The 19,306-nt window shown below is 58.4% G+C and carries 14 protein-coding genes and 2 tRNA genes; 6 read left to right on the forward strand and 10 right to left on the reverse strand.

Annotated features, from left to right (window positions below):
* Positions 1-56 precede the first annotated feature (56 nt).
* From LGL98_RS15945 to ghrA, 3 genes are all read right to left on the reverse strand, one after another.
* Positions 57-611 carry a TorD/DmsD family molecular chaperone gene (locus LGL98_RS15945; protein ID WP_136030628.1) on the reverse strand — a complete coding sequence of 185 codons (555 nt, stop codon included), beginning with the start codon at positions 609-611 and terminating at the stop codon, positions 57-59.
* A 22-nt stretch (positions 612-633) separates the two neighbouring features.
* Positions 634-1,371, reverse strand: a complete 738-nt coding sequence (locus LGL98_RS15950; protein ID WP_025714729.1) for a phosphatase — start codon at positions 1,369-1,371, stop codon at positions 634-636.
* A gap of 88 nt (positions 1,372-1,459) precedes the next feature.
* The gene (gene ghrA / locus LGL98_RS15955; protein ID WP_136030626.1) at positions 1,460-2,398 is read right to left on the reverse strand and encodes a glyoxylate/hydroxypyruvate reductase GhrA; all 939 of its coding nucleotides are present in this window, start codon (positions 2,396-2,398) and stop codon (positions 1,460-1,462) included.
* Positions 2,399-2,666: 268 nt separating this feature from the next.
* Here ghrA and LGL98_RS15960 point away from each other — a divergent pair.
* A tRNA-Ser gene (locus tag LGL98_RS15960) sits at positions 2,667-2,754 on the forward strand.
* A 535-nt stretch (positions 2,755-3,289) separates the two neighbouring features.
* Here LGL98_RS15960 and LGL98_RS15965 read toward each other — a convergent pair.
* A complete protein-coding gene (locus LGL98_RS15965; RefSeq protein WP_004141420.1) occupies positions 3,290-4,195 on the reverse strand; it encodes a LysR family transcriptional regulator in 906 nt (301 codons plus the stop codon).
* A gap of 114 nt (positions 4,196-4,309) precedes the next feature.
* Here LGL98_RS15965 and LGL98_RS15970 point away from each other — a divergent pair, with 114 nt between their 5' ends.
* The 3 genes from LGL98_RS15970 to LGL98_RS15980 all read left to right on the forward strand — a co-directional run bounded on the left by LGL98_RS15970 (position 4,310) and on the right by LGL98_RS15980 (position 6,099).
* Complete coding sequence (locus LGL98_RS15970; protein WP_136030624.1) at positions 4,310-5,170, forward strand: pirin family protein; 861 nt, start codon at positions 4,310-4,312, stop codon at positions 5,168-5,170.
* An 18-nt stretch (positions 5,171-5,188) separates the two neighbouring features.
* On the forward strand, positions 5,189-5,866 hold the full coding sequence (locus tag LGL98_RS15975; protein WP_136030622.1) for an isochorismatase family protein: 678 nt from the start codon (positions 5,189-5,191) through the stop codon (positions 5,864-5,866).
* 145 nt (positions 5,867-6,011) lie between these two features.
* Positions 6,012-6,099, forward strand: a tRNA-Ser gene (locus LGL98_RS15980).
* A gap of 440 nt (positions 6,100-6,539) precedes the next feature.
* On the opposite strand, the gene phoH is transcribed toward LGL98_RS15980, so the two are convergent.
* From phoH to efeU, 4 genes are all read right to left on the reverse strand, one after another.
* On the reverse strand, positions 6,540-7,328 hold the full coding sequence (gene phoH / locus LGL98_RS15985) for a phosphate starvation-inducible protein PhoH (RefSeq protein WP_002898923.1): 789 nt from the start codon (positions 7,326-7,328) through the stop codon (positions 6,540-6,542).
* 504 nt (positions 7,329-7,832) lie between these two features.
* Positions 7,833-9,116: an iron uptake transporter deferrochelatase/peroxidase subunit gene (gene efeB, locus LGL98_RS15990; protein ID WP_136030616.1), complete on the reverse strand. Its 1,284-nt coding sequence runs from the start codon at positions 9,114-9,116 to the stop codon at positions 7,833-7,835.
* Positions 9,117-9,120: 4 nt separating this feature from the next.
* Positions 9,121-10,248 (reverse strand): iron uptake system protein EfeO, encoded by a 1,128-nt coding sequence (efeO, locus tag LGL98_RS15995; protein WP_136030614.1) that lies wholly within the window; start codon positions 10,246-10,248, stop codon positions 9,121-9,123.
* A gap of 51 nt (positions 10,249-10,299) precedes the next feature.
* Positions 10,300-11,130, reverse strand: coding sequence for an iron uptake transporter permease EfeU (efeU, locus tag LGL98_RS16000; RefSeq protein ID WP_136030612.1), 831 nt, complete (start codon positions 11,128-11,130; stop codon positions 10,300-10,302).
* A 270-nt stretch (positions 11,131-11,400) separates the two neighbouring features.
* On the opposite strand from efeU, the gene LGL98_RS16005 reads away from it, so the two are divergent.
* Positions 11,401-12,585, forward strand: a complete 1,185-nt coding sequence (locus LGL98_RS16005; RefSeq protein WP_136030610.1) for a NupC/NupG family nucleoside CNT transporter — start codon at positions 11,401-11,403, stop codon at positions 12,583-12,585.
* Positions 12,586-12,615: 30 nt separating this feature from the next.
* Here the strand turns inward: LGL98_RS16005 and LGL98_RS16010 are convergent, their stop codons facing one another.
* Both LGL98_RS16010 and putP read right to left on the reverse strand, forming a co-directional pair.
* Positions 12,616-13,050 carry a DUF3574 domain-containing protein gene (locus LGL98_RS16010; protein WP_136030608.1) on the reverse strand — a complete coding sequence of 145 codons (435 nt, stop codon included), beginning with the start codon at positions 13,048-13,050 and terminating at the stop codon, positions 12,616-12,618.
* Positions 13,051-13,184: 134 nt separating this feature from the next.
* Positions 13,185-14,693 (reverse strand): sodium/proline symporter PutP, encoded by a 1,509-nt coding sequence (putP, locus tag LGL98_RS16015; protein ID WP_136030606.1) that lies wholly within the window; start codon positions 14,691-14,693, stop codon positions 13,185-13,187.
* A gap of 421 nt (positions 14,694-15,114) precedes the next feature.
* On the opposite strand from putP, the gene putA reads away from it, so the two are divergent.
* Entirely contained in the window at positions 15,115-19,077 is a 3,963-nt protein-coding gene (gene putA / locus LGL98_RS16020; protein WP_136030603.1) for a trifunctional transcriptional regulator/proline dehydrogenase/L-glutamate gamma-semialdehyde dehydrogenase, read from the forward strand.
* The last annotated feature ends 229 nt before the right edge of the window (positions 19,078-19,306 follow it).

Here is a 19,306-nt window from a genome sequence, read left to right on the forward strand (position 1 = left end):
CAGTATATGAATGGACCTAATTTCAGTTGCATTAAAATAGTGACTTAAATCACATTTTATTGCTCATCCTCTTCCTGAAGCTCGTCCCACATTGCGGCGATAGCGTCGCGAGTCAATGGTGCCATGGTGCGCCAGAATGGCGTGTGCGCATGGGCTTCGACTTTGCCCAGCATGGTTCCGCACCAAGGCAGGATATAATCAGCAAACAGCAGTTCCAGCGTCTCGCTCTGCTCTTCTGTGGCATGATCCTCAAGCCAGGAGGCGGCCAGCAGCAGCGATCCGAGATGATCCGCCGGGCCTTCCCCTGTCGGGATGCCGTGTTCACTCATAAAAGCCCTGACCTCCGCTTCCGTAGCTCCCTCCACCCATGCACTACGGTATGGCGGCACACTGCACGCTTCGCCGACGAACAGCGCATTATAGTCAGTCGCCAGAGACTGCATATCGCAGCTTTTCTGCAGACGCGCCAGCAGTTCATCCTGCTCCAGCGGCCAGCTGGCGGCCAGTTTGCCCTCACGGATCAGGGTAAACAGCGGCACCAGCAGCGGGTCCTGCGGTTGACGGTAATACAGCGAACCCAGCACGCGGCAGAGGATTGAAAACTCGTTCATTCAGTTATTCCAGTTATACAAATTAAAGGTCAGCAAATTCCGGGATCGCCGGCATGCCCCGCGACTCGAGGAAGTTGAGCAGGCGACGCGGAGAAACGTTGAGGATCCTCTCTTCCGGGAAATCGACCGCATCGAGGATCTTGCGGCACTCGGTAAAGTCCCCAAGGGTAAACGCGGTGTGCGAGTCCGAGCCCAGCGCCACCCATCCTCCGGCATCACGCACCGCCGCAGCGATAGCTCGACAGTTATCTTCACTGCCCACGCGCGACGAAACGAAAGAGGAGTTGTTGATCTCCAGCGCCACCTGATAGCGAGCTGCCGCTTCGGCAATAGCCGGAATATCCACCGGGAATTTCGGATTACCGGGATGGCTAATCATATGCACTTTACCGCTCGCCATCGCGGCGATCATCGCCTGCGTATGGGTGTCACGATCCTGCGGCGGAAATACCGGCTCATGGAATCCGGCGATGATCAGATCAAGCGAGGTTAACATTGGTCCGGAACAGTCGATCTCGCCTTCGATATTTTTAATATTCGACTCGATACCGCGCAGGATCCCGATACCGTCCACCAGACGGGGCCAGATGCGCATATTAACGAAGTGCCAGTAGTGCGGGGCATCCGCCATGTCCGGGCCGTGGTCGGTGATGGCGAAGAGTTTGATCCCTTTACGCTTTGCTTGCGCAATATAATCGTGCAGTGTGCTATAGGCGTGGGTGCTGGCGACGGTATGCATGTGCAGGTCAACGGGATACATCACATTCTCCTCTTCTGTTTGCCGCAAGAATAGCAAAAATCCGGGCACTTGATTAGCAAAAACCCCGCCGTAGCGGGGTTTGTTTGTCTTAATAACCGCGCTGGCGATCGACCTGACCACTCACCGGCTCCCCTCGCTCCAGTCGGCTGATGGTCCCGGCGATATAGTTGATAGCTTCCAGTGGACGAGTCACTGCCGCTACATGGGGGGTCATGGCCACCCGCGGATGTGCCCAAAGCGGGCTATCCTGCGGCAGCGGTTCGCGACTGAAGACATCGAGCATCGCCCCTTTGAGCTTGCCGCTGTTCAGGGCCGCCAGCAGATCTTCTTCAACGACATGCACGCCGCGAGCAAGGTTGAGGACATAGCTCTCATCCGGCAACTGCGCCAGCAGCGTCTGGTTAATAATACCGGCGGTTTCAGCGGTATTTGGCAGCAGGTTAATCAGCACGCGAGTGCCCTGCAGAAATTCACCCAGCTCGGCCTGACCGGCGAAGCTCTGCACCTGCGGCCAGGATTTGCGGCTACGACTCCAGACGCGAAGCGGGAATCCCCAGGATTGCAGGCTTTCCGCAACCTTCGCTCCCAGCACGCCGGCGCCCATAATCCCGACGGTGAATTCGTCGGCGCGATACTCGGGCAGCGGCTGCCAGCGGGAAGCCAGCTTTAGCGCCTGATAGTCATCGAAGCGGCGGAACCAGTGCAGCACCTGGCTCACGGCATACTCCTGCATCTGCCGTCCCATACCGGTATCTTCGAGGCGAAACAGCGGGATAGATTGCGGCAGCATATCCGGATGGTCGCGCAGCTTGCTGAGGATAGAGTCCACCCCCGCCCCGAGGGCGAACACGGCCTTTAGTGACCTACCCTGCAACATTTCCACCGGCGGATGCCAGACCAGGGCATAGTCCGCCGGCTGGTTATCACCCGCTTTCCACTCGCGTACCCGCGCGCCGGGTAACTGCTTTTCCAGCTCATGGATCCAGTATTGGGTATCAAAGGTCGGATGGTAAAAAATAATCTCCATAGGGGCTCCTGATAGCAGACGCCTTTGGCCGATTGACGCTGGCGTCTTATTTTACTCGTTGTTTTCTATTGGTTTGCCAGCATAACAAATTTCCTCTCATCGAAAAGTGAAAAGGGACTGGCGACAAAAAAAACGGATTACGCGCATTTAAGGAGCAAGTTGCTCGAAGTTTGTCTAAACGCGCTTTTTTTGCAAAAAGTTGATTGACGGGCGATACGTATTTCCCTACATTAGCGCCCGTTCCCGACAACAACGGGAAAGACAATATGGTGAGGTGTCCGAGTGGCTGAAGGAGCACGCCTGGAAAGTGTGTATACGGCAACGTATCGGGGGTTCGAATCCCCCCCTCACCGCCATATTTTAAGAAGAGCTCGTACGAAAGTACGGGCTTTTTTTTTTCGCATGTGGCACCCGCCGGGGGGGATGAGAACCCCCGACCGGGGTTCGACAACTGGCAACGCCAGTTGGACAGACCGCGAGCCCGCGAGCGGGCTGCCCCGCAGGGGCGAGCGAAGCGAGTCAATCCCCCCCTCACCGCCATATTTTAAGAAGAGCTCGTACGAAAGTACGGGCTTTTTTTTTCGCACGTGGCACCCGCCGGGGGGGATGAGAACCCCCGACCGGGGTTCGACAACTGGCGCAGCCAGTTGGACAGACCGCGAGCCCGCGAGCGGGCTGCCCCGACAAAAACGCCGGGAGCGTTTTTGAACAACGCCTGCGTTGGCCCCGCAGGGGCGAGGCCCAGGGATGGGCCGAGTAACGGCGAGCAAAGCGAGTCAATCCCCCCCTCACCGCCATATTCGAGATGAGAGCCTGTACGCAAGTACGGGCTCTTTTCTTTTATATTCTCCCCTGGGGGGGATGGGCCCTCCGGGAAAAACCAATCCCGAACTAATCCTCCTCCATCCGCTGATACTCTTCGCTGAGGTAGTCCACCAGCGCCCTGACGGAGGGCAGCAGCCCGCGCCGCGAGGCAAATACCGCATGGATCACTTCCCGCCGCGGCTGCCACTCATCCAGAACCACCTCTAATTCCCCTGACGCCAGCTGATCGCGCACCATTAATAAAGGAAGCTGCACCACCCCCACGCCGGCCATCGCCGCCTCGCGCAGCGCCAGCATGTCGGTGGTCACCATTCGCGGCGTGAAATACACTTCCGCTCTCGCGCCCCCGGGCCCGGTGAGCTGCCATTTATGCTGATGCTTGTTCGCCCCCAGGCTGAGTCCCGGCCAGGCGCTCAGCTCGGACGGCGCCTGCGGGCGCCCGAGCCGGGAAATGAGATCCGGGCTAGCCACCAGCCGGTGTCCGCGGTCCGCCAGCACGCGCATCACCAGGTCGCTGTCCTCGATGGGCCGGGGACGGACACGGATCGCCACATCAATCCCCTCCCCGACCACATCCACCCGGCGGTTGGTCGCCTCAAGATGCAGCGTTACCCCGGGATAGCGCGCCATAAATCGCGCCAGCATCGGTCCAATATGGACATGCAGCAAGGTGACCGGACAGGTGATCCTGACGCTACCGCGCGGCTCGGCACGCAGCGTCTCGACCGCCTGCTGCGCCGCCTCGGCCTCAATCAGCATCGCTTTGCAATGCTGGTAAAAGGTCTGCCCGACCTCGGTGACCGCGAACTGGCGAGTGGTTCGCTGAATCAAACGCACGCCCAGCCGCTCCTCGAGCTGCGCAATGCGACGGCTGAGCTTGGATTTCGGCTGGTCAAGCGCTCGCCCCGCCGCGGCGAAACCGCCATGGTCTACCACCTGGACAAACCAGGCGAAGTCGTTGAGATCCTGCATCCTTCCTCCATTGTTCCATTTTTGGAACAGTATAGGTCATTTTTGCTCACTACCGCACACGTCGTCCCGGATATAAGCTTATTCACATCAGATACCGACACACAGGAGAAAGCCATGAAACAGATTACAGGAGTCTACACCGCGCCTGCGCAGCATTGGGTAGGCGACGGCTTCCCGGTTCGCTCGATGTTTTCCTATCAGACGCACGGCCAGCAGCTGAGCCCCTTCTTACTGCTCGACTATGCCGGGCCGTACACCTTCCCGGCAGGCAGCGAGAAACGCGGCGTCGGTGAGCATCCGCATCGCGGATTCGAAACCGTCACCATCGTCTACGCCGGTGAAGTAGAACATCGCGACTCCACCGGACGCGGCGGAGTGATTGGCCCGGGCGACGTGCAGTGGATGACGGCAGGCGCCGGGATCCTGCACGAAGAGTTCCACTCGGAAGCCTTCACCCGCAGCGGCGGCGAGCTGAAGATGCTCCAGCTATGGGTCAACCTGCCCGCCAAAGACAAAATGACGGCCCCCGGCTACCAGAGCATTACCGCCGGGACGATCCCCACCGTCGCGCTGGCGAATGGCGCCGGACAGGTTCGGGTTATTGCCGGCCAGTATGACGACGTCAGCGGCCCGGCCCATACCTTCTCACCGCTTAACGTGTGGGATCTGCAGCTGAATCAGGGGCGCGACCTCACGCTGCGCCAACCGGAGGGCTGGAGTACCGCGCTGGTGGTGCTGGAAGGAGAGGTGATCATCAACGGTTCCGAGTCCGCCCGCGAAGGTCAGCTCGCCGTGCTGAGTCAGGCAGGTGACGCACTGCATCTGGAGGCGACCGCCCAGGCAAAAGTTCTGCTGATGGCTGGTGAACCACTACAGGAGCCAATTGTGGGCTATGGCCCCTTTGTCATGAATAACAAAACCCAAATCGCAGAAGCCGTTCGCGATTTTAACAGCGGCCGCTTTGGCCAAATCTAACTGATTGAGGTGAATACTATGTCTACTCCCGCTAACTTTAACGGTGCTCGTCCGGTGATTGATGTTAACGATACCGCAATGCTGTTGATTGACCACCAGAGCGGCCTGTTCCAGACCGTCGGCGATATGCCGATGCCAGAGCTGCGCGCTCGCGCCGCCGCGCTGGCCAAGATGGCGTCGCTTACCGGGATCCCGGTGATCACGACCGCCTCCGTGCCGCAGGGGCCGAACGGTCCGCTGATCCCGGAGATTCATGAAAACGCGCCGCATGCGAAATACATCGCCCGTAAAGGTGAGATTAACGCCTGGGATAACCCGGAATTCGTCGCCGCGGTGAAAGCGACCGGTCGTAAAACGCTGATTATCGCCGGGACCATCACCAGCGTCTGCATGGCCTTCCCGGCTATCGCCGCTGTCGCCGACGGTTATAAAGTGTTTGCCGTGATTGACGCTTCCGGCACCTACAGCAAAATGGCGCAGGAGATCACCCTGGCTCGCGTGGTACAAGCCGGTGTGGTACCGATGGACACCGCCGCCGTCGCCTCTGAGCTGCAGCGCACCTGGAATCGTCCGGACGCCGCAGAATGGGCGGAGGTGTATACCAAAATCTTCCCGGCCTACCAGCTGCTGATCGAAAGCTACAGCAAAGCGCAGGACGTCGTGAAGAATAACGAACAACTGGATTCCCAGCGCTAAAACGCCCGCCCCGCTGCGCCGCAGCGGGGCATTGTTCAATGCGTGAGCGAACGGCAAAGAAAGAAGAAAATATGCTTGACCGTTTTAACGCAACTCCCTATAGTAGCGCCCCGTTGCCCACCCAAGGTGAGCAGCAAGACAATATGGTGAGGTGTCCGAGTGGCTGAAGGAGCACGCCTGGAAAGTGTGTATACGGCAACGTATCGGGGGTTCGAATCCCCCCCTCACCGCCATATTTTAAGAAGAGCTCGTACGAAAGTACGGGCTTTTTTTTCGCATGTGGCACCCGCCGGGGGGGATGAGAACCCCCGACCGGGGTTCGACAACTGGCAACGCCAGTTGGACAGACCGCGAGCCCGCGAGCGGGCTGCCCCGCAGGGGCGAGCAAAGCGAGTCAATCCCCCCTCACCGCCATATTTTAAGAAGAGCTCGTACGAAAGTACGGGCTTTTTTTCGCATGTGGCCCCTGCAAAACTTCCCGGGTTCGGCATAAATGTCTCGCCCGGGCTACCCATCCCACAGGCCGCACCACCAGTAGCCCGGCCAAGCGCAGCGCCGCCGGGATATCCGCAAGCTGCGCCACCAGTAACCCGGCCAGGCGCAGCGCCGCCGGGAGGATGCTCCAAAGACAACAAAGCCCGGGCTAGCCCGGGCTTTGCTCAAACTATGACGATTAATAATAGGCTTTCAGCGTCCGCTGGCAGAGAGCCGAGCGCACACAGTCATCGGTGGTGAAACGCACGATGCCGATCATCTCGTCTTCCTCAAAACGTGCCAGCGCATCGCTCAGGCCGGACCGTACCCCAGAGGGCAAGTCGCACTGGGTGATATCGCCATTGACGATGACCGTCACGTTCTCCCCGAGGCGGGTTAAAAACATCTTCATTTGCGCTGCGGTCACGTTCTGGGCCTCGTCCAGAATCACCACCGCATTTTCAAAGGTACGTCCGCGCATATAGGCGAACGGCGCGATTTCCACCTTGCCGATTTCCGGACGCAGGCAGTACTGCATAAAGGAAGCCCCCAACCTTTTCACCAGCACGTCGTAAACCGGTCGGAAATAGGGAGCGAACTTCTCGGCGATATCTCCCGGTAAGAAGCCGAGATCTTCGTCGGCCTGCAGAACGGGACGGGTAACAATAATTCTGTCCACATCCTTATGGATCAGGGCTTCAGCTGCCTTCGCCGCACTGATCCAGGTCTTGCCGCATCCGGCTTCGCCGGTGGCGAAAATCAGCTGTTTATTGTCGATGGCATTCAGATAATGCGCCTGAGCCTCATTGCGCGCCTCAATTGGGGAAGTATCACGGCTGTCCCGCGCCATGCCAATTGCTTCTACGCCACTCATTTGCACAAGCGATGTGACCGATTCTTCTTCACGCTGCTTATGGCTGCGTGAATCCCGTCTCAGCACACGTTTTGCTTCACGACGAGCTTTGATCACTGCTTTTTGTCTTCCCATGGATAGCACCTTGCGTTGTTGGTTTACATCACACGCGTCAACATCGACGCGACTATGCGCACGAACGATTGAGGTTTGGCTTCCTTGTAAGCCATTGCTTGCCGGTAGAACTGACAACGAGTCGCGGCTACGCGCACCGCGTACCCTGCCAAGGTGGTAATAATGCGAAGCGAAGAGAGAAAGAGTAAGAAAATCGCTGCCGGAAACAGGGCTTCCGTGCTGAAGAGTACGGTCTGAGGTTTTACGTTGTCCGGTACGGGACCTTACCATTCGCGATCTCCATAGTGAAACGTCACACTGCCGGGAACTACCGCGTATGTAATAAGTACATCAAAAAAGATTCTTAATGCAACTTATTTTTCACAATGACGCAACAAATAGTTCTTAAGCAAGTGTAGGAGACTATCGGTCATTTGTATTACAGAAATATAACACATGGCAGGAAATATAAGAAAAAAGAGAAAAACAGCAGAAAACGCCCTGCCCTTACGGACAGGGTCGGTATCAAGCCTGCAACAGCGACTGTCCCAGATAGTGTTTTTCATCCACTACGCCGGGTAAAACAAAGAAGTAGCCCCCGCCGATAGGTTTGACGTACTCCTCCAGCGCCTCGCCGTTAAGCCGTTTCTGCACCGTCAGGAACCCCTTTTCCAGATCGTGCTGATAGCAAACGAACAACAGCCCCATATCCAACTGGCCGGCGTTAGTAACCCCCAGCGAATAGCTGTAGCCGCGGCGCATCATCAGGCTGGACTGGGTTTCCGGGGTGCGGGGATTGGCCAGACGAATATGGCTATCCAGCGCAATGACTTCGCCGTTAGGATCTTTACTGTAATCCGGGGTATCGTGTTCGTTTTTCATCCCCAGCGGCGCACCGGTGTGCTTGTCACGACCAAAGATCGTCTGCTGCTCTTTGAGCGGCGTCCGGTCCCAGAACTCCACGTGAAACTGGATAATGCGCGCCGCCTGATAGCTGCCGCCCACGGTCCAGGCCGGCTCGTCCTGATCGGCTGTCACCCACACTACCTTATCCATCAGCGCGCTGTCGTGGCTCGCCGGGTTAGCGGTGCCGTCTTTAAACCCCAACAGGTTGATGGGGGTCTCTTTGCCTTTGCTGCGCGCCGCGCTGTCGGAGATAAACCCTTCCCGCTTCCAGCGTACGCTCAGCAGATCCGGCGTATGTTTGATGACATCACGCAGGGCATGGATCACCGTATCCTGAGTATTGGCGCAGATCTGCAGCAGCAGGTCGCCATGGCACAGCGCGGCATCCAGCGAATCGTTGGGGAAGCGGGTCATCGGCTGCAGCTTTTTCGGCGCTTTATCCGCGAGACCAAAGCGCTCATCAAATAGCGAATGGCCGACCGAGACGGTAATGGTCAGGTTATCTGGCGCAATCCACGGCCCCAGGATGCCGGAATCCATCGGCGGCAGCCGCGGATTCGGCGTGTCCGGCGCCGGGCCGCCCTGGGTTAAAAAGGCGATACGCTGGGTCAGCAGTCGAAACAGCCGCTCGAGGTCGGCTTTATCGGCCGCCAGCACATCGAACGCCACCAGCATCATCGAAGCCTGCTGCGGCGTCAGAATGCCCGCCTGATGCTGGCCGTAGAAGGGCTGTTTTTCATGACGCGCGTCGGGTGCCAGCGTCCCGGGAGAACTTTCCGCTTTAGCCGCATGCGCTACCGGGCAGCCGCCGGTGATGGCCAGCGCGCCACCAAGCGCGCCGATCCCTTTCAGTAAGCGACGACGTGACGGTTCGTTCACGTCGTGGGGTTTCTGTTGTGCCATCGACTTAGTCCAGCCCCAGGATCCCGCGCAGCTGAGCCAGATCTTCCGCCAGGGTGGTGATCGGCCCTTTCAGCGCATTACGGTCAGCGGTGGTCAGCTTATCGTAGGTCTCGAAACCGTCTTTGGTGCGATATTTGCTGAGGATGCTGTCCACTTTCTTAAAGTTGGCGTCCACTTTCGCCAGCAGCGCGCTGTTCTCTTTTTGCAGCTGCGGACGCAGCAGGTCGACGATTTTCTGTGCGCCGTCAATGTTGGCCTGGAAGTCCCACAGGTCGGTGTGGCTGTAACGATCTTCTTCGCCGCTGATCTTGCTGGCCGCGACTTCCTCAATTAAACCAGCCGCGCCGCCCACCACTTTTGATGGCGGGAATGCCAGCTCGCTGATGCGTTTTTGCAGCTCCAGCACATCGCTGTTCAGCTGATCGGCATATTTTTCCATCCCCTTGACGCTGTTATCGCCAAACAGCGCTTTCTCCAGACGGTGGAAACCGGTAAATTTCGGATCTTCCGCTTTTTTCTCGAAGTCGTCTTCGCGGGCGTCAATACTCCCGTCAAGATCAGAGAACAGCTCGGCAATCGGCTCGATGCGCTCGTAGTGCTGGCGGGTTGGAGCGTATAGCGCTTTCGCTTTTTCGATGTCGCCGGCTTTCACCGCGTCGGTAAAGGCTTTGGTGCCGCTGACCAGCTGCGCAGTTTCCGCCGTCACATAGGCTTTATAAGCGGTGATCGCTTCGCCGAGGCTCAGCACCGCATCCGCTTTCGCCGCGTCTTTGGTGGCGGCGCCGGTGACAATCAGTTTGCCTTTCGGGTTGGTGAGCAGGCCGCAGGTCATGTCATATTCGCCCGGCTGCAGGTTCGCGGTGAGCTTCTGGGTAAAGCCCGGCGCGATGTTCTCACGCTCTTCCACCACCATCACCCCTTTCAGAATCTCCCACTCCAGCGCTTTCTGGCTGTGGTTCTGAATAATAAACTGGGTTTTACCCGCGTTAACGGTCACCTGCATCGGTTCGCACTGTTTATCGTTGACGGTGACTTTGACCTGCGGGATATCCGCAGCCTGAGCACCCAATGCAGAGCTGAGCAGCGCGGCCACGGTCACCCGCAGCGCATTACGGCGAAAATGAATCATCATGATCATCCCTTTCGGTAAGTAGAGTGTCGCTTATAAGCTCGCAGCGCCCGGTCAGGCAGCCCGCGAGGCAGTGGTATTATTCCGCGGCGGCAGGGCAAACAGCACCAGCGCCGGGATCAGATAAAGTAGATAGACAGCCACTTCGCTGACGCTCGGAGTCTCCTGATAGCCGAAGATCCCCTCCAGCAGCGTGCCGAACAGCGTATGCGTCGACAGCACATTGCTCAGATCGAAGGCGGTATCCTGGAACAGGTTCCACAGGCCCGCCTCGTGGAAGGCGCGGATCGCCCCCGCGGCCAGGCCAGCGGCCACCAGCAGAATAAACAGACTGGTCCATTTGAAGAACACGCCGAGGTTAAGGCGGATACCGCCCCAGTAGAGCAGGAAGCCCAGCACAATAGCGGTGGCCAGGCCCAGCACCGCCCCCAGCGGCGGCCAGATGCCAACGTCCTGCTGGAATGCCGCCAGCAGAAAGAAGACCGACTCCAGTCCCTCACGGGCGACCGCGAAAAAGACCATCATCACCAGCGCCCAGCCATGGTGATTGCCGCGCTGCAGCGCCTTGTCCACGGCCTGCTCCAGCTGCTGCTTGACGTTGCGTGAGACATTGCGCATCCAGAAGACCATCCACGTCAGGATCACCACCGCAATGACCGCGACGATCCCTTCGAACAGCTCCTGTTCACGCTGAGGAAATTCCCCGGTGGTTTCGTTGATAAAAATGCCTAAGCCAAGACACAGCGCCGCCGCGAGGATCACGCCAATCCACATCACGCCAATCCAGTTGCCGCGCTGGGTGCGTTTCAGATAGCTGGCGATCAGGCTGACAATCAGCGCCGCCTCCAGGCCTTCGCGTAACATAATGAGAAATGGGACAAACATGCCAATACCCTTAAATGTAAAGCACCGTCAACGAAAGCAAAAACAGGTAATATTTATGATAGTGATTATCATTACAATACTCAGAAACACAAGCGAAATGTTTAGAGAATGATGACTATCTGTAAATAAATCGCTGGCAAATAATGACTTACGAAAATATTCGCCTGTTATCAGGGAAAAGAATAAGCAAAGGATTTTTTACGCCAGATATTTACCCGTCGCAGCGGCTATGGCTAAATGGCGGCCTTATTGACCTGCGAAAAGAACAACATGACTGCATTTTTTCATTTCCTGCTGGCGCTGGCGGTGATCCTTGCCCTGGCCTGGCTTGTCAGCTACGACAGACAAAAGATTCGTATTCGTTACATTCTCCAGTTGATTATTATCGAAATAGCGCTCGCTTTCTTTTTCCTGCACGCCGAAAGCGGCCTGTTGCTGGTGAAAAATATCTCCGGCTTTTTTGCTTCACTGTTAGGCTTTGCCGCCGAAGGGACCAATTTCGTGTTTGGCGGCATGAGCGAAAAAGGCTTAGCCTTTATTTTCCTGGGCGTCCTGTGTCCGATTGTGTTTATTTCCGCGCTGATTGGTATTCTCCAGCACTGGCGGATCCTGCCGATTTTTATTCGCCTGATTGGCACCCTGCTGTCGAAAGTCAACGGCATGGGTAAGCTGGAATCTTTCAATGCCGTCAGCTCGCTGATCCTCGGCCAGTCGGAGAACTTCATCGCCTACAAGGGCGTACTGGGCGACCTCTCCTCACGGCGGCTATTCACCATGGCGGCAACGGCCATGTCGACCGTATCGTTGTCGATTGTCGGCGCCTATATGACCATGCTGGACGCCAAATATGTCGTCGCGGCGCTGATCCTGAATATGTTCAGCACCTTTATCGTACTGTCGGTAATTAACCCGACGCGGCCGGGCAGCGAGCAGGAAATAAAACTTGAGAAACTGCACGAATCGCAGAGTTTCTTTGAAATGCTCGGGGAATATATTCTGGCCGGCTTTAAAGTGGCGATGATTATTCTGGCGATGCTGATCGGCTTTATCGCCCTGATCAGCGCCATTAACGCGCTGTTCGCCACCCTGTTTGGTCTTAGCTTCCAGCAGATCCTCGGCTACGTCTTTTATCCGCTGGCGTGGCTTATCGGCATCCCGCTGAGCGATGCGCTAAACGCTGGCAGCATCATGGCCACCAAACTGGTCGCTAACGAATTTGTGGCGATGATTGAGCTGCAAAAGATTGCCGCCAGCATGACCCCTCGCGGGCTCGGCATTCTCTCGGTATTCCTGGTGTCGTTTGCTAACTTTGCCTCGATCGGCATTATTGCCGGGGCGATCAAAGGTCTGAATGAACCGCAGGGCAATATCGTCTCCCGCTTCGGCCTGCGGCTGGTGTATAGCGCCACGCTGGTGAGCCTGCTTTCCGCCAGCTTCGCCGGGCTGGTGCTGTAAAACAAACGGCGGGGCTACCCCGCCGTTTACTCAGAACTGCACGCAGACCGGCTGGTCGACACGCATCACCGACTCCTGCGCGAAGCGTGATTTATAGCCCTGGCGCAGAGCTTCAATACCGGCCTCGCTCTGCGCGTCATGCCCATGGATCACCATCAGCGCCTTACTCTGCTCCCGCACCACCTGACCATTCTGGCCAAGCCACTGGCCGCGGGCATCAAACACCGTCAGCCCATCGCGAAAGCGCGGCGTCACGTCACGGTCGACAAACTGTTGCCACTCTTCAGCGGTGATGTCTTTCCCCGCCGGGCGGCTCAGACCGAAGTAAAGCGTGGTTTGCACCATGGGCTTATCCGCCGGGCAGACGCCGGGCTTCGCCGCGCTGGTCGATGAACTTCCACCCGCCACGCAGCCGCTGAGTAACCCTGCCAGCACCAGCGCCATTGCACCCTGTCTGAACGTCATCTTTGCTATCCTCATTGTTATTAGTCAGGAAATATCAGCGGATTTTCAGATAATTAGCAAGGGTTATAATATTCCGGCCCGGCACCAGGCAAAAAAAAGCCCGCCAGCGGCGGGCTCGTGAGCATTAGATGATCTTACTCAGCCGTGGCGCGTACCGACGGCGGCGTATGGTAGTGGGCATCCGCTTCGGCAAAGCGCTGCTGCATGCTGGCCGATGGCGCTTTATCCAGCAGGCTAAAGACCACAATCCCCAGGCTACCGAAGATAAAGCCCGGAATAATTTCATACAGGCCCAGCCAGCCAAACTGCTTCCAGACGATTACGGTCAGGGCGCCAATCACCATCCCGGCCAGCGCACCGTTACGGGTCATGCGTGACCACATTACCGAGAACAGGACCACCGGGCCAAAGGCGGCGCCAAAGCCAGCCCAGGCGTAGCTCACCAGACCCAGCACGCGGTTTTCCGGATTGGCCGCCAGGGCAATCGCCACCAGGGCAACCACCAGCACCATCATACGGCCCACCCACACCAGCTCTTTCTGACCGGCGTTTTTGCGCAGGAACGCTTTATACAGGTCTTCGGTAATTGCGCTGGAGCAGACCAGCAGCTGACAGCTCAGGGTGGACATCACCGCCGCCAGAATCGCCGACAGCAGGATCCCGGCAATCCACGGGTTAAACAGGATTTGCGCCAGCTCGATAAACACGCGTTCGGCGTTCTGGTTCACCGCGCCCGCCAGGCTCGGGTTGTTATTGAAGTAGGCGATGCCAAAGAAGCCGACGGCCACCGCGCCCGCCAGGCACAGGATCATCCAGGTCATACTGATGCGACGTGCGTGAACGATACTGTGATGCGAATCCGCCGCCATAAAGCGCGCCAGAATATGCGGTTGACCGAAATAACCCAGCCCCCAGCCCATCAACGAAATAATCGCTACGAAGTTCAGCCCCTTGAGCATGTCGATATTTTCGATGCTCTTTTGCTTAATGACTTCCAGCGAATCACCAAAGCCGCCGACGGAAATAATGACGATCACCGGGGTGAGGATCAGGGCAAAAATCATCAGGCTGGCCTGCACGGTATCGGTCCAGCTGACCGCGAGGAAGCCGCCGACGAAAGTATAGATAATCGTTGCTGCCGCCCCGGCCCACAGCGCGGTTTCATAACTCATACCGAAGGTGCTTTCAAACAGACGCGCCCCCGCCACAATTCCCGAGGCACAATAGATGGTAAAGAACAGCAGAATAACCAGCGCCGAAATAATTCTCAGCACCCGGCTTTTATCTTCAAAACGGCCGGTAAAATAATCGGGCAGCGTCAGGGCGTTATTATTCACTTCGGTATGCACGCGCAGGCGACCGGCTACCAGCTTCCAGTTAATCCACGCCCCCAGCGTTAAGCCAATGGCGATCCAGCTTTCGGAAATCCCGGAGAGGAAAATCGCCCCCGGCAGGCCCATCAGCAGCCAGCCGCTCATATCCGACGCCCCTGCGGAAAGCGCGGTCACAAATGGCCCCAGACTCCTTCCCCCAAGAATATAATCATCGAAGTTTTTGGTCGAACGCCAGGCAATAAACCCTATCAATACCATACCAAAAATATAAACAATAAATGTCACCAGCATCGGTGTGCTAATAGCCATGCAAAGTCTCCAGAATTTTTATCGACAGCGTCCAACTTCGTCGTTTTTTTCCACTACCGGAACGGGGTAATGGCGCATTGTTTAATTGGGCGACCGTATCCTGACGGAAGCTTCGGTTTTTCACAAACGATTTAACACAGCATTTACACGAAAAACCGACGGCGCAAAACGTCAATTTATGAGAGGTTGCACTCTCTCACGTTTTTAAAGGTTGCACCAAACAAAAGTGTTAACTCACGCATACAAATACCCTATGAGGCCGGGGTTAAATTTCTGCTATTTTAGGCGTTATTTTTAACAATCAAGCCATTTCACGGCTTCCGTCACAAGCCACAATTAACAAGGTTGCACAAAGTTGCAACATAGTGGATATTTCCATGCAACCGCATAAGCCTAACGATAAATGACAGGAGTTTTGAGCATGGGCACCACCACCATGGGTGTTAAGCTTGACGACGCAACCCGCGAGCGCATTAAATCCGCCGCGAGCCGTATTGACCGCACGCCGCACTGGCTGATTAAGCAGGCCATCTTTAATTATCTGGAAAAACTGGAGAACGACGAGACGCTGCCTGAGCTGCCGGCCCTGCTCTCCGGTGCCGCCAATGAAAGCGATGAAGCGGGTTCTCCGGCGGAAGAGCCCTATCAGCCGTTCCTCGAATTCGCCGAGCAGATCCTGCCGCAGTCGGTGAGCCGCGCAGCGATCACCGCCGCCTGGCGACGTCCGGAAACTGATGCGGTACCGATGCTGCTGGAGCAGGCCCGTCTGCCGCAGCCGCTGGGCGAACAGGCGCACAAGCTGGCGTATCAGCTGGCGGAAAAACTGCGCAACCAGAAAACCGCCAGCGGCCGTGCCGGCATGGTGCAGAGTCTGCTGCAGGAGTTCTCCCTCTCTTCACAGGAAGGGGTGGCGCTGATGTGCCTGGCGGAAGCCCTGCTGCGTATTCCGGATAAAGCCACCCGCGATGCGCTGATCCGCGACAAAATCAGCAACGGTAACTGGCAGTCGCACATCGGCCGCAGCCCGTCGCTGTTCGTCAACGCCGCCACCTGGGGGCTGCTGTTCACCGGGAAACTGGTTTCCACGCACAACGAGACCAGCCTCTCCCGCTCCCTGAACCGCATCATCGGTAAGAGCGGCGAACCGCTGATCCGCAAAGGCGTGGATATGGCGATGCGCCTGATGGGCGAGCAGTTCGTCACCGGGGAAACCATCGCCGAAGCGCTGGCTAACGCCCGCAAGCTGGAAGAAAAAGGGTTCCGCTACTCCTACGATATGCTCGGCGAAGCGGCGCTGACCGCCGCCGACGCCCAGGCCTATATGGTCTCTTATCAGCAGGCGATCCATGCCATCGGCAAAGCCTCCAACGGCCGCGGCATTTATGAAGGTCCGGGCATCTCGATTAAACTCTCCGCGCTGCACCCGCGCTACAGCCGCGCGCAGTATGACCGGGTGATGGAAGAGCTTTACCCGCGGCTGAAATCGCTGACCCTGCTGGCGCGCCAGTATGACATCGGCATCAACATTGACGCCGAAGAGGCCGACCGTCTGGAGATCTCCCTCGACCTGCTGGAAAAACTGTGCTTCGAGCCGGAGCTGGCCGGCTGGAACGGGATTGGCTTCGTAATTCAGGCCTACCAGAAGCGCTGTCCGTTTGTCATTGATTATCTGATTGACCTCGCCACCCGCAGCCGCCGTCGCCTGATGATCCGTCTGGTGAAAGGCGCCTACTGGGATAGCGAAATTAAACGCGCGCAGATGGAAGGTCTCGAAGGCTATCCGGTCTACACCCGCAAGGTGTACACCGACGTCTCCTACCTCGCCTGCGCGAAGAAGCTGCTGGCGGTGCCGAACCTGATTTACCCGCAGTTCGCCACCCACAACGCCCATACGCTGGCGGCTATCTACCAGCTGGCAGGCCAGAACTACTACCCGGGCCAGTATGAGTTCCAGTGCCTGCACGGCATGGGCGAACCGCTGTACGAGCAGGTGGTGGGCAAGGTCGCTGACGGCAAGCTGAACCGTCCGTGCCGGATCTACGCCCCGGTGGGCACCCACGAGACGCTGCTGGCGTATCTGGTGCGTCGTCTGCTGGAGAATGGCGCCAATACCTCCTTCGTCAACCGTATCGCGGACAATACCCTGCCGCTGGACGAGCTGGTGGCCGACCCGGTCAGCGCGGTAGAAAAACTGGCGCAGCAGGAAGGCCAGGCCGGCCTGCCGCATCCGAAAATCCCGCTGCCGCGCGATCTCTACGGCAGCGGCCGGAGCAACTCCGCCGGTCTCGATCTGGCGAACGAGCACCGTCTAGCCTCCCTCTCCTCTTCCCTGCTCAACAGCGCCCTGCATAAATGGCAGGCATTGCCGATGCTTGAGCAGCCGGTGGCCGAAGGCGAGATGCAGCCGGTGGTTAACCCGGCAGAGCCGAAAGATATCGTCGGCTATGTCCGCGAAGCCAGCGACGCTGAAGTGCAGCAGGCGCTGACCAGCGCTATCAACAATGCGCCGATCTGGTTCGCCACCCCGCCGCAGGAGCGCGCCGCCATTCTTGAGCGCGCCGCGGTGCTGATGGAAAGCCAGATGCCGACCCTGATGGGGATCCTGGTGCGCGAGGCGGGTAAAACCTTCAGCAACGCCATCGCCGAAGTACGCGAAGCCGTTGACTTCCTGCACTATTACGCCGGCCAGGTGCGCGACGATTTCGATAATGAAACCCACCGCCCGCTGGGTCCGGTGGTCTGTATCAGCCCGTGGAACTTCCCGCTGGCGATCTTCACCGGCCAGATTGCCGCCGCGCTGGCGGCCGGCAACAGCGTGCTGGCGAAACCGGCCGAGCAGACGCCGCTTATCGCCGCCCAGGGCGTGGCGATCCTGCTGGAAGCCGGCGTGCCGCCAGGGGTGATCCAGCTGCTGCCGGGCCGCGGGGAGACCGTGGGCGCCGCGCTAACCTCCGATGAGCGCGTGCGCGGCGTGATGTTCACCGGCTCCACCGAAGTGGCCACCCTGCTGCAGCGCAATATTGCCAGCCGCCTTGATCCCCAGGGTCGCCCGACGCCGCTGATCGCCGAAACCGGCGGGATGAACGCGATGATCGTCGACTCGTCGGCGCTCACCGAACAGGTGGTGATCGACGTGCTGGCTTCCGCGTTCGACAGCGCCGGCCAGCGCTGCTCCGCCCTGCGCGTGCTCTGCCTGCAGGAAGAGGTCGCCGACCACACCTTGACCATGCTGCGCGGCGCCATGAGCGAGTGCCGGATGGGCAATCCGGGGCGCCTGACCACCGATATCGGTCCGGTTATCGATGCGGAAGCGAAAGAGAATATTGAACGCCATATTCAGGCAATGCGCGCTAAAGGCCGCACCGTCTACCAGGCGGTGCGCGAGAATAGCGAAGACGCCCGCGAATGGCACCAGGGGACCTTCGTGCCGCCGACGCTTATCGAACTCGACAGCTTTGATGAGCTGAAAAAAGAGGTCTTCGGCCCGGTGCTGCACGTGGTGCGCTATAACCGTAATGAGCTGGACAAACTGGTCGAGCAGATTAACGCCTCTGGCTATGGCCTGACCCTCGGCGTGCATACCCGCATCGACGAGACCATCGCCCAGGTCACCGGCAGCGCGAAGGTGGGCAACCTGTACGTCAACCGCAATATGGTTGGCGCCGTGGTCGGCGTGCAGCCGTTCGGCGGCGAAGGGTTGTCCGGTACCGGTCCGAAAGCCGGCGGTCCGCTATATCTGTACCGTCTGCTCTCCAGCCGTCCACAAGGCGCAGTTGGCGTGACCTTCTCCCGCCAGGATGCGGAGCGTCCGCTGGACGCCCAGCTGAAAACGCTGCTGGAAAAACCGCTGCAGGCCCTGCAGCAGTGGGCGGCGGGCCGTCCTGAGCTGCAGGCGCTGTGCCAGCAGTACAGCGAGCAGGCGCAAAGCGGCACCCAACGCCTGCTGCCGGGGCCAACCGGCGAGCGCAACACCCTGACGCTGATGCCGCGCGAGCGCGTACTGTGCGTGGCGGATAACGAGCAGGATGCGCTGATCCAGCTGGCGGCTGTGCTGGCGGTGGGTTGTGAAGTACTGTGGCCGGACAGCGTCCTGCAGCGCGATCTGGCGAAGAAACTGCCGCGGGAAGTCAGCGAGCGCATTCGCTTTGCCAAAGCGGAGCAGTTGCCTGGCCAGGCCTTCGACGCGGTTATCTACCACGGCGATTCCGACCAACTGCGCGAGCTGTGCGAGCAGGTGGCGGCGCGCGACGGGGCGATTGTCTCGGTGCAGGGCTTCGCCCGCGGCGAAACCAATCTGCTGCTGGAGCGGCTGTATATCGAGCGTTCGCTGAGCGTTAACACCGCGGCGGCAGGCGGTAACGCCAGCCTGATGACCATCGGCTAAAACGGGCTCCCCGGTGGCGCTGCGCTTACCGGGGCTACCTGTCTCATGGCACGGAGGCCGCCATTATGGTAGGTCGGGTAAGCGTAGCGCCACCCGACAACATAACAATACAACGAGGTAGCCGGATAAGGCGCTGTGCGCCGCCATCCGGGAGAGCGGCGCGGTGATCAGCTAATGACAGCCGACGTCAGCTGTGCTTAATTAAGGCTCCCGGACGGGAGCCTTTTTT

The sequence above is a fragment of the Klebsiella africana genome, from assembly GCF_020526085.1.
GTDB classification, from domain to species: domain Bacteria; phylum Pseudomonadota; class Gammaproteobacteria; order Enterobacterales; family Enterobacteriaceae; genus Klebsiella; species Klebsiella africana.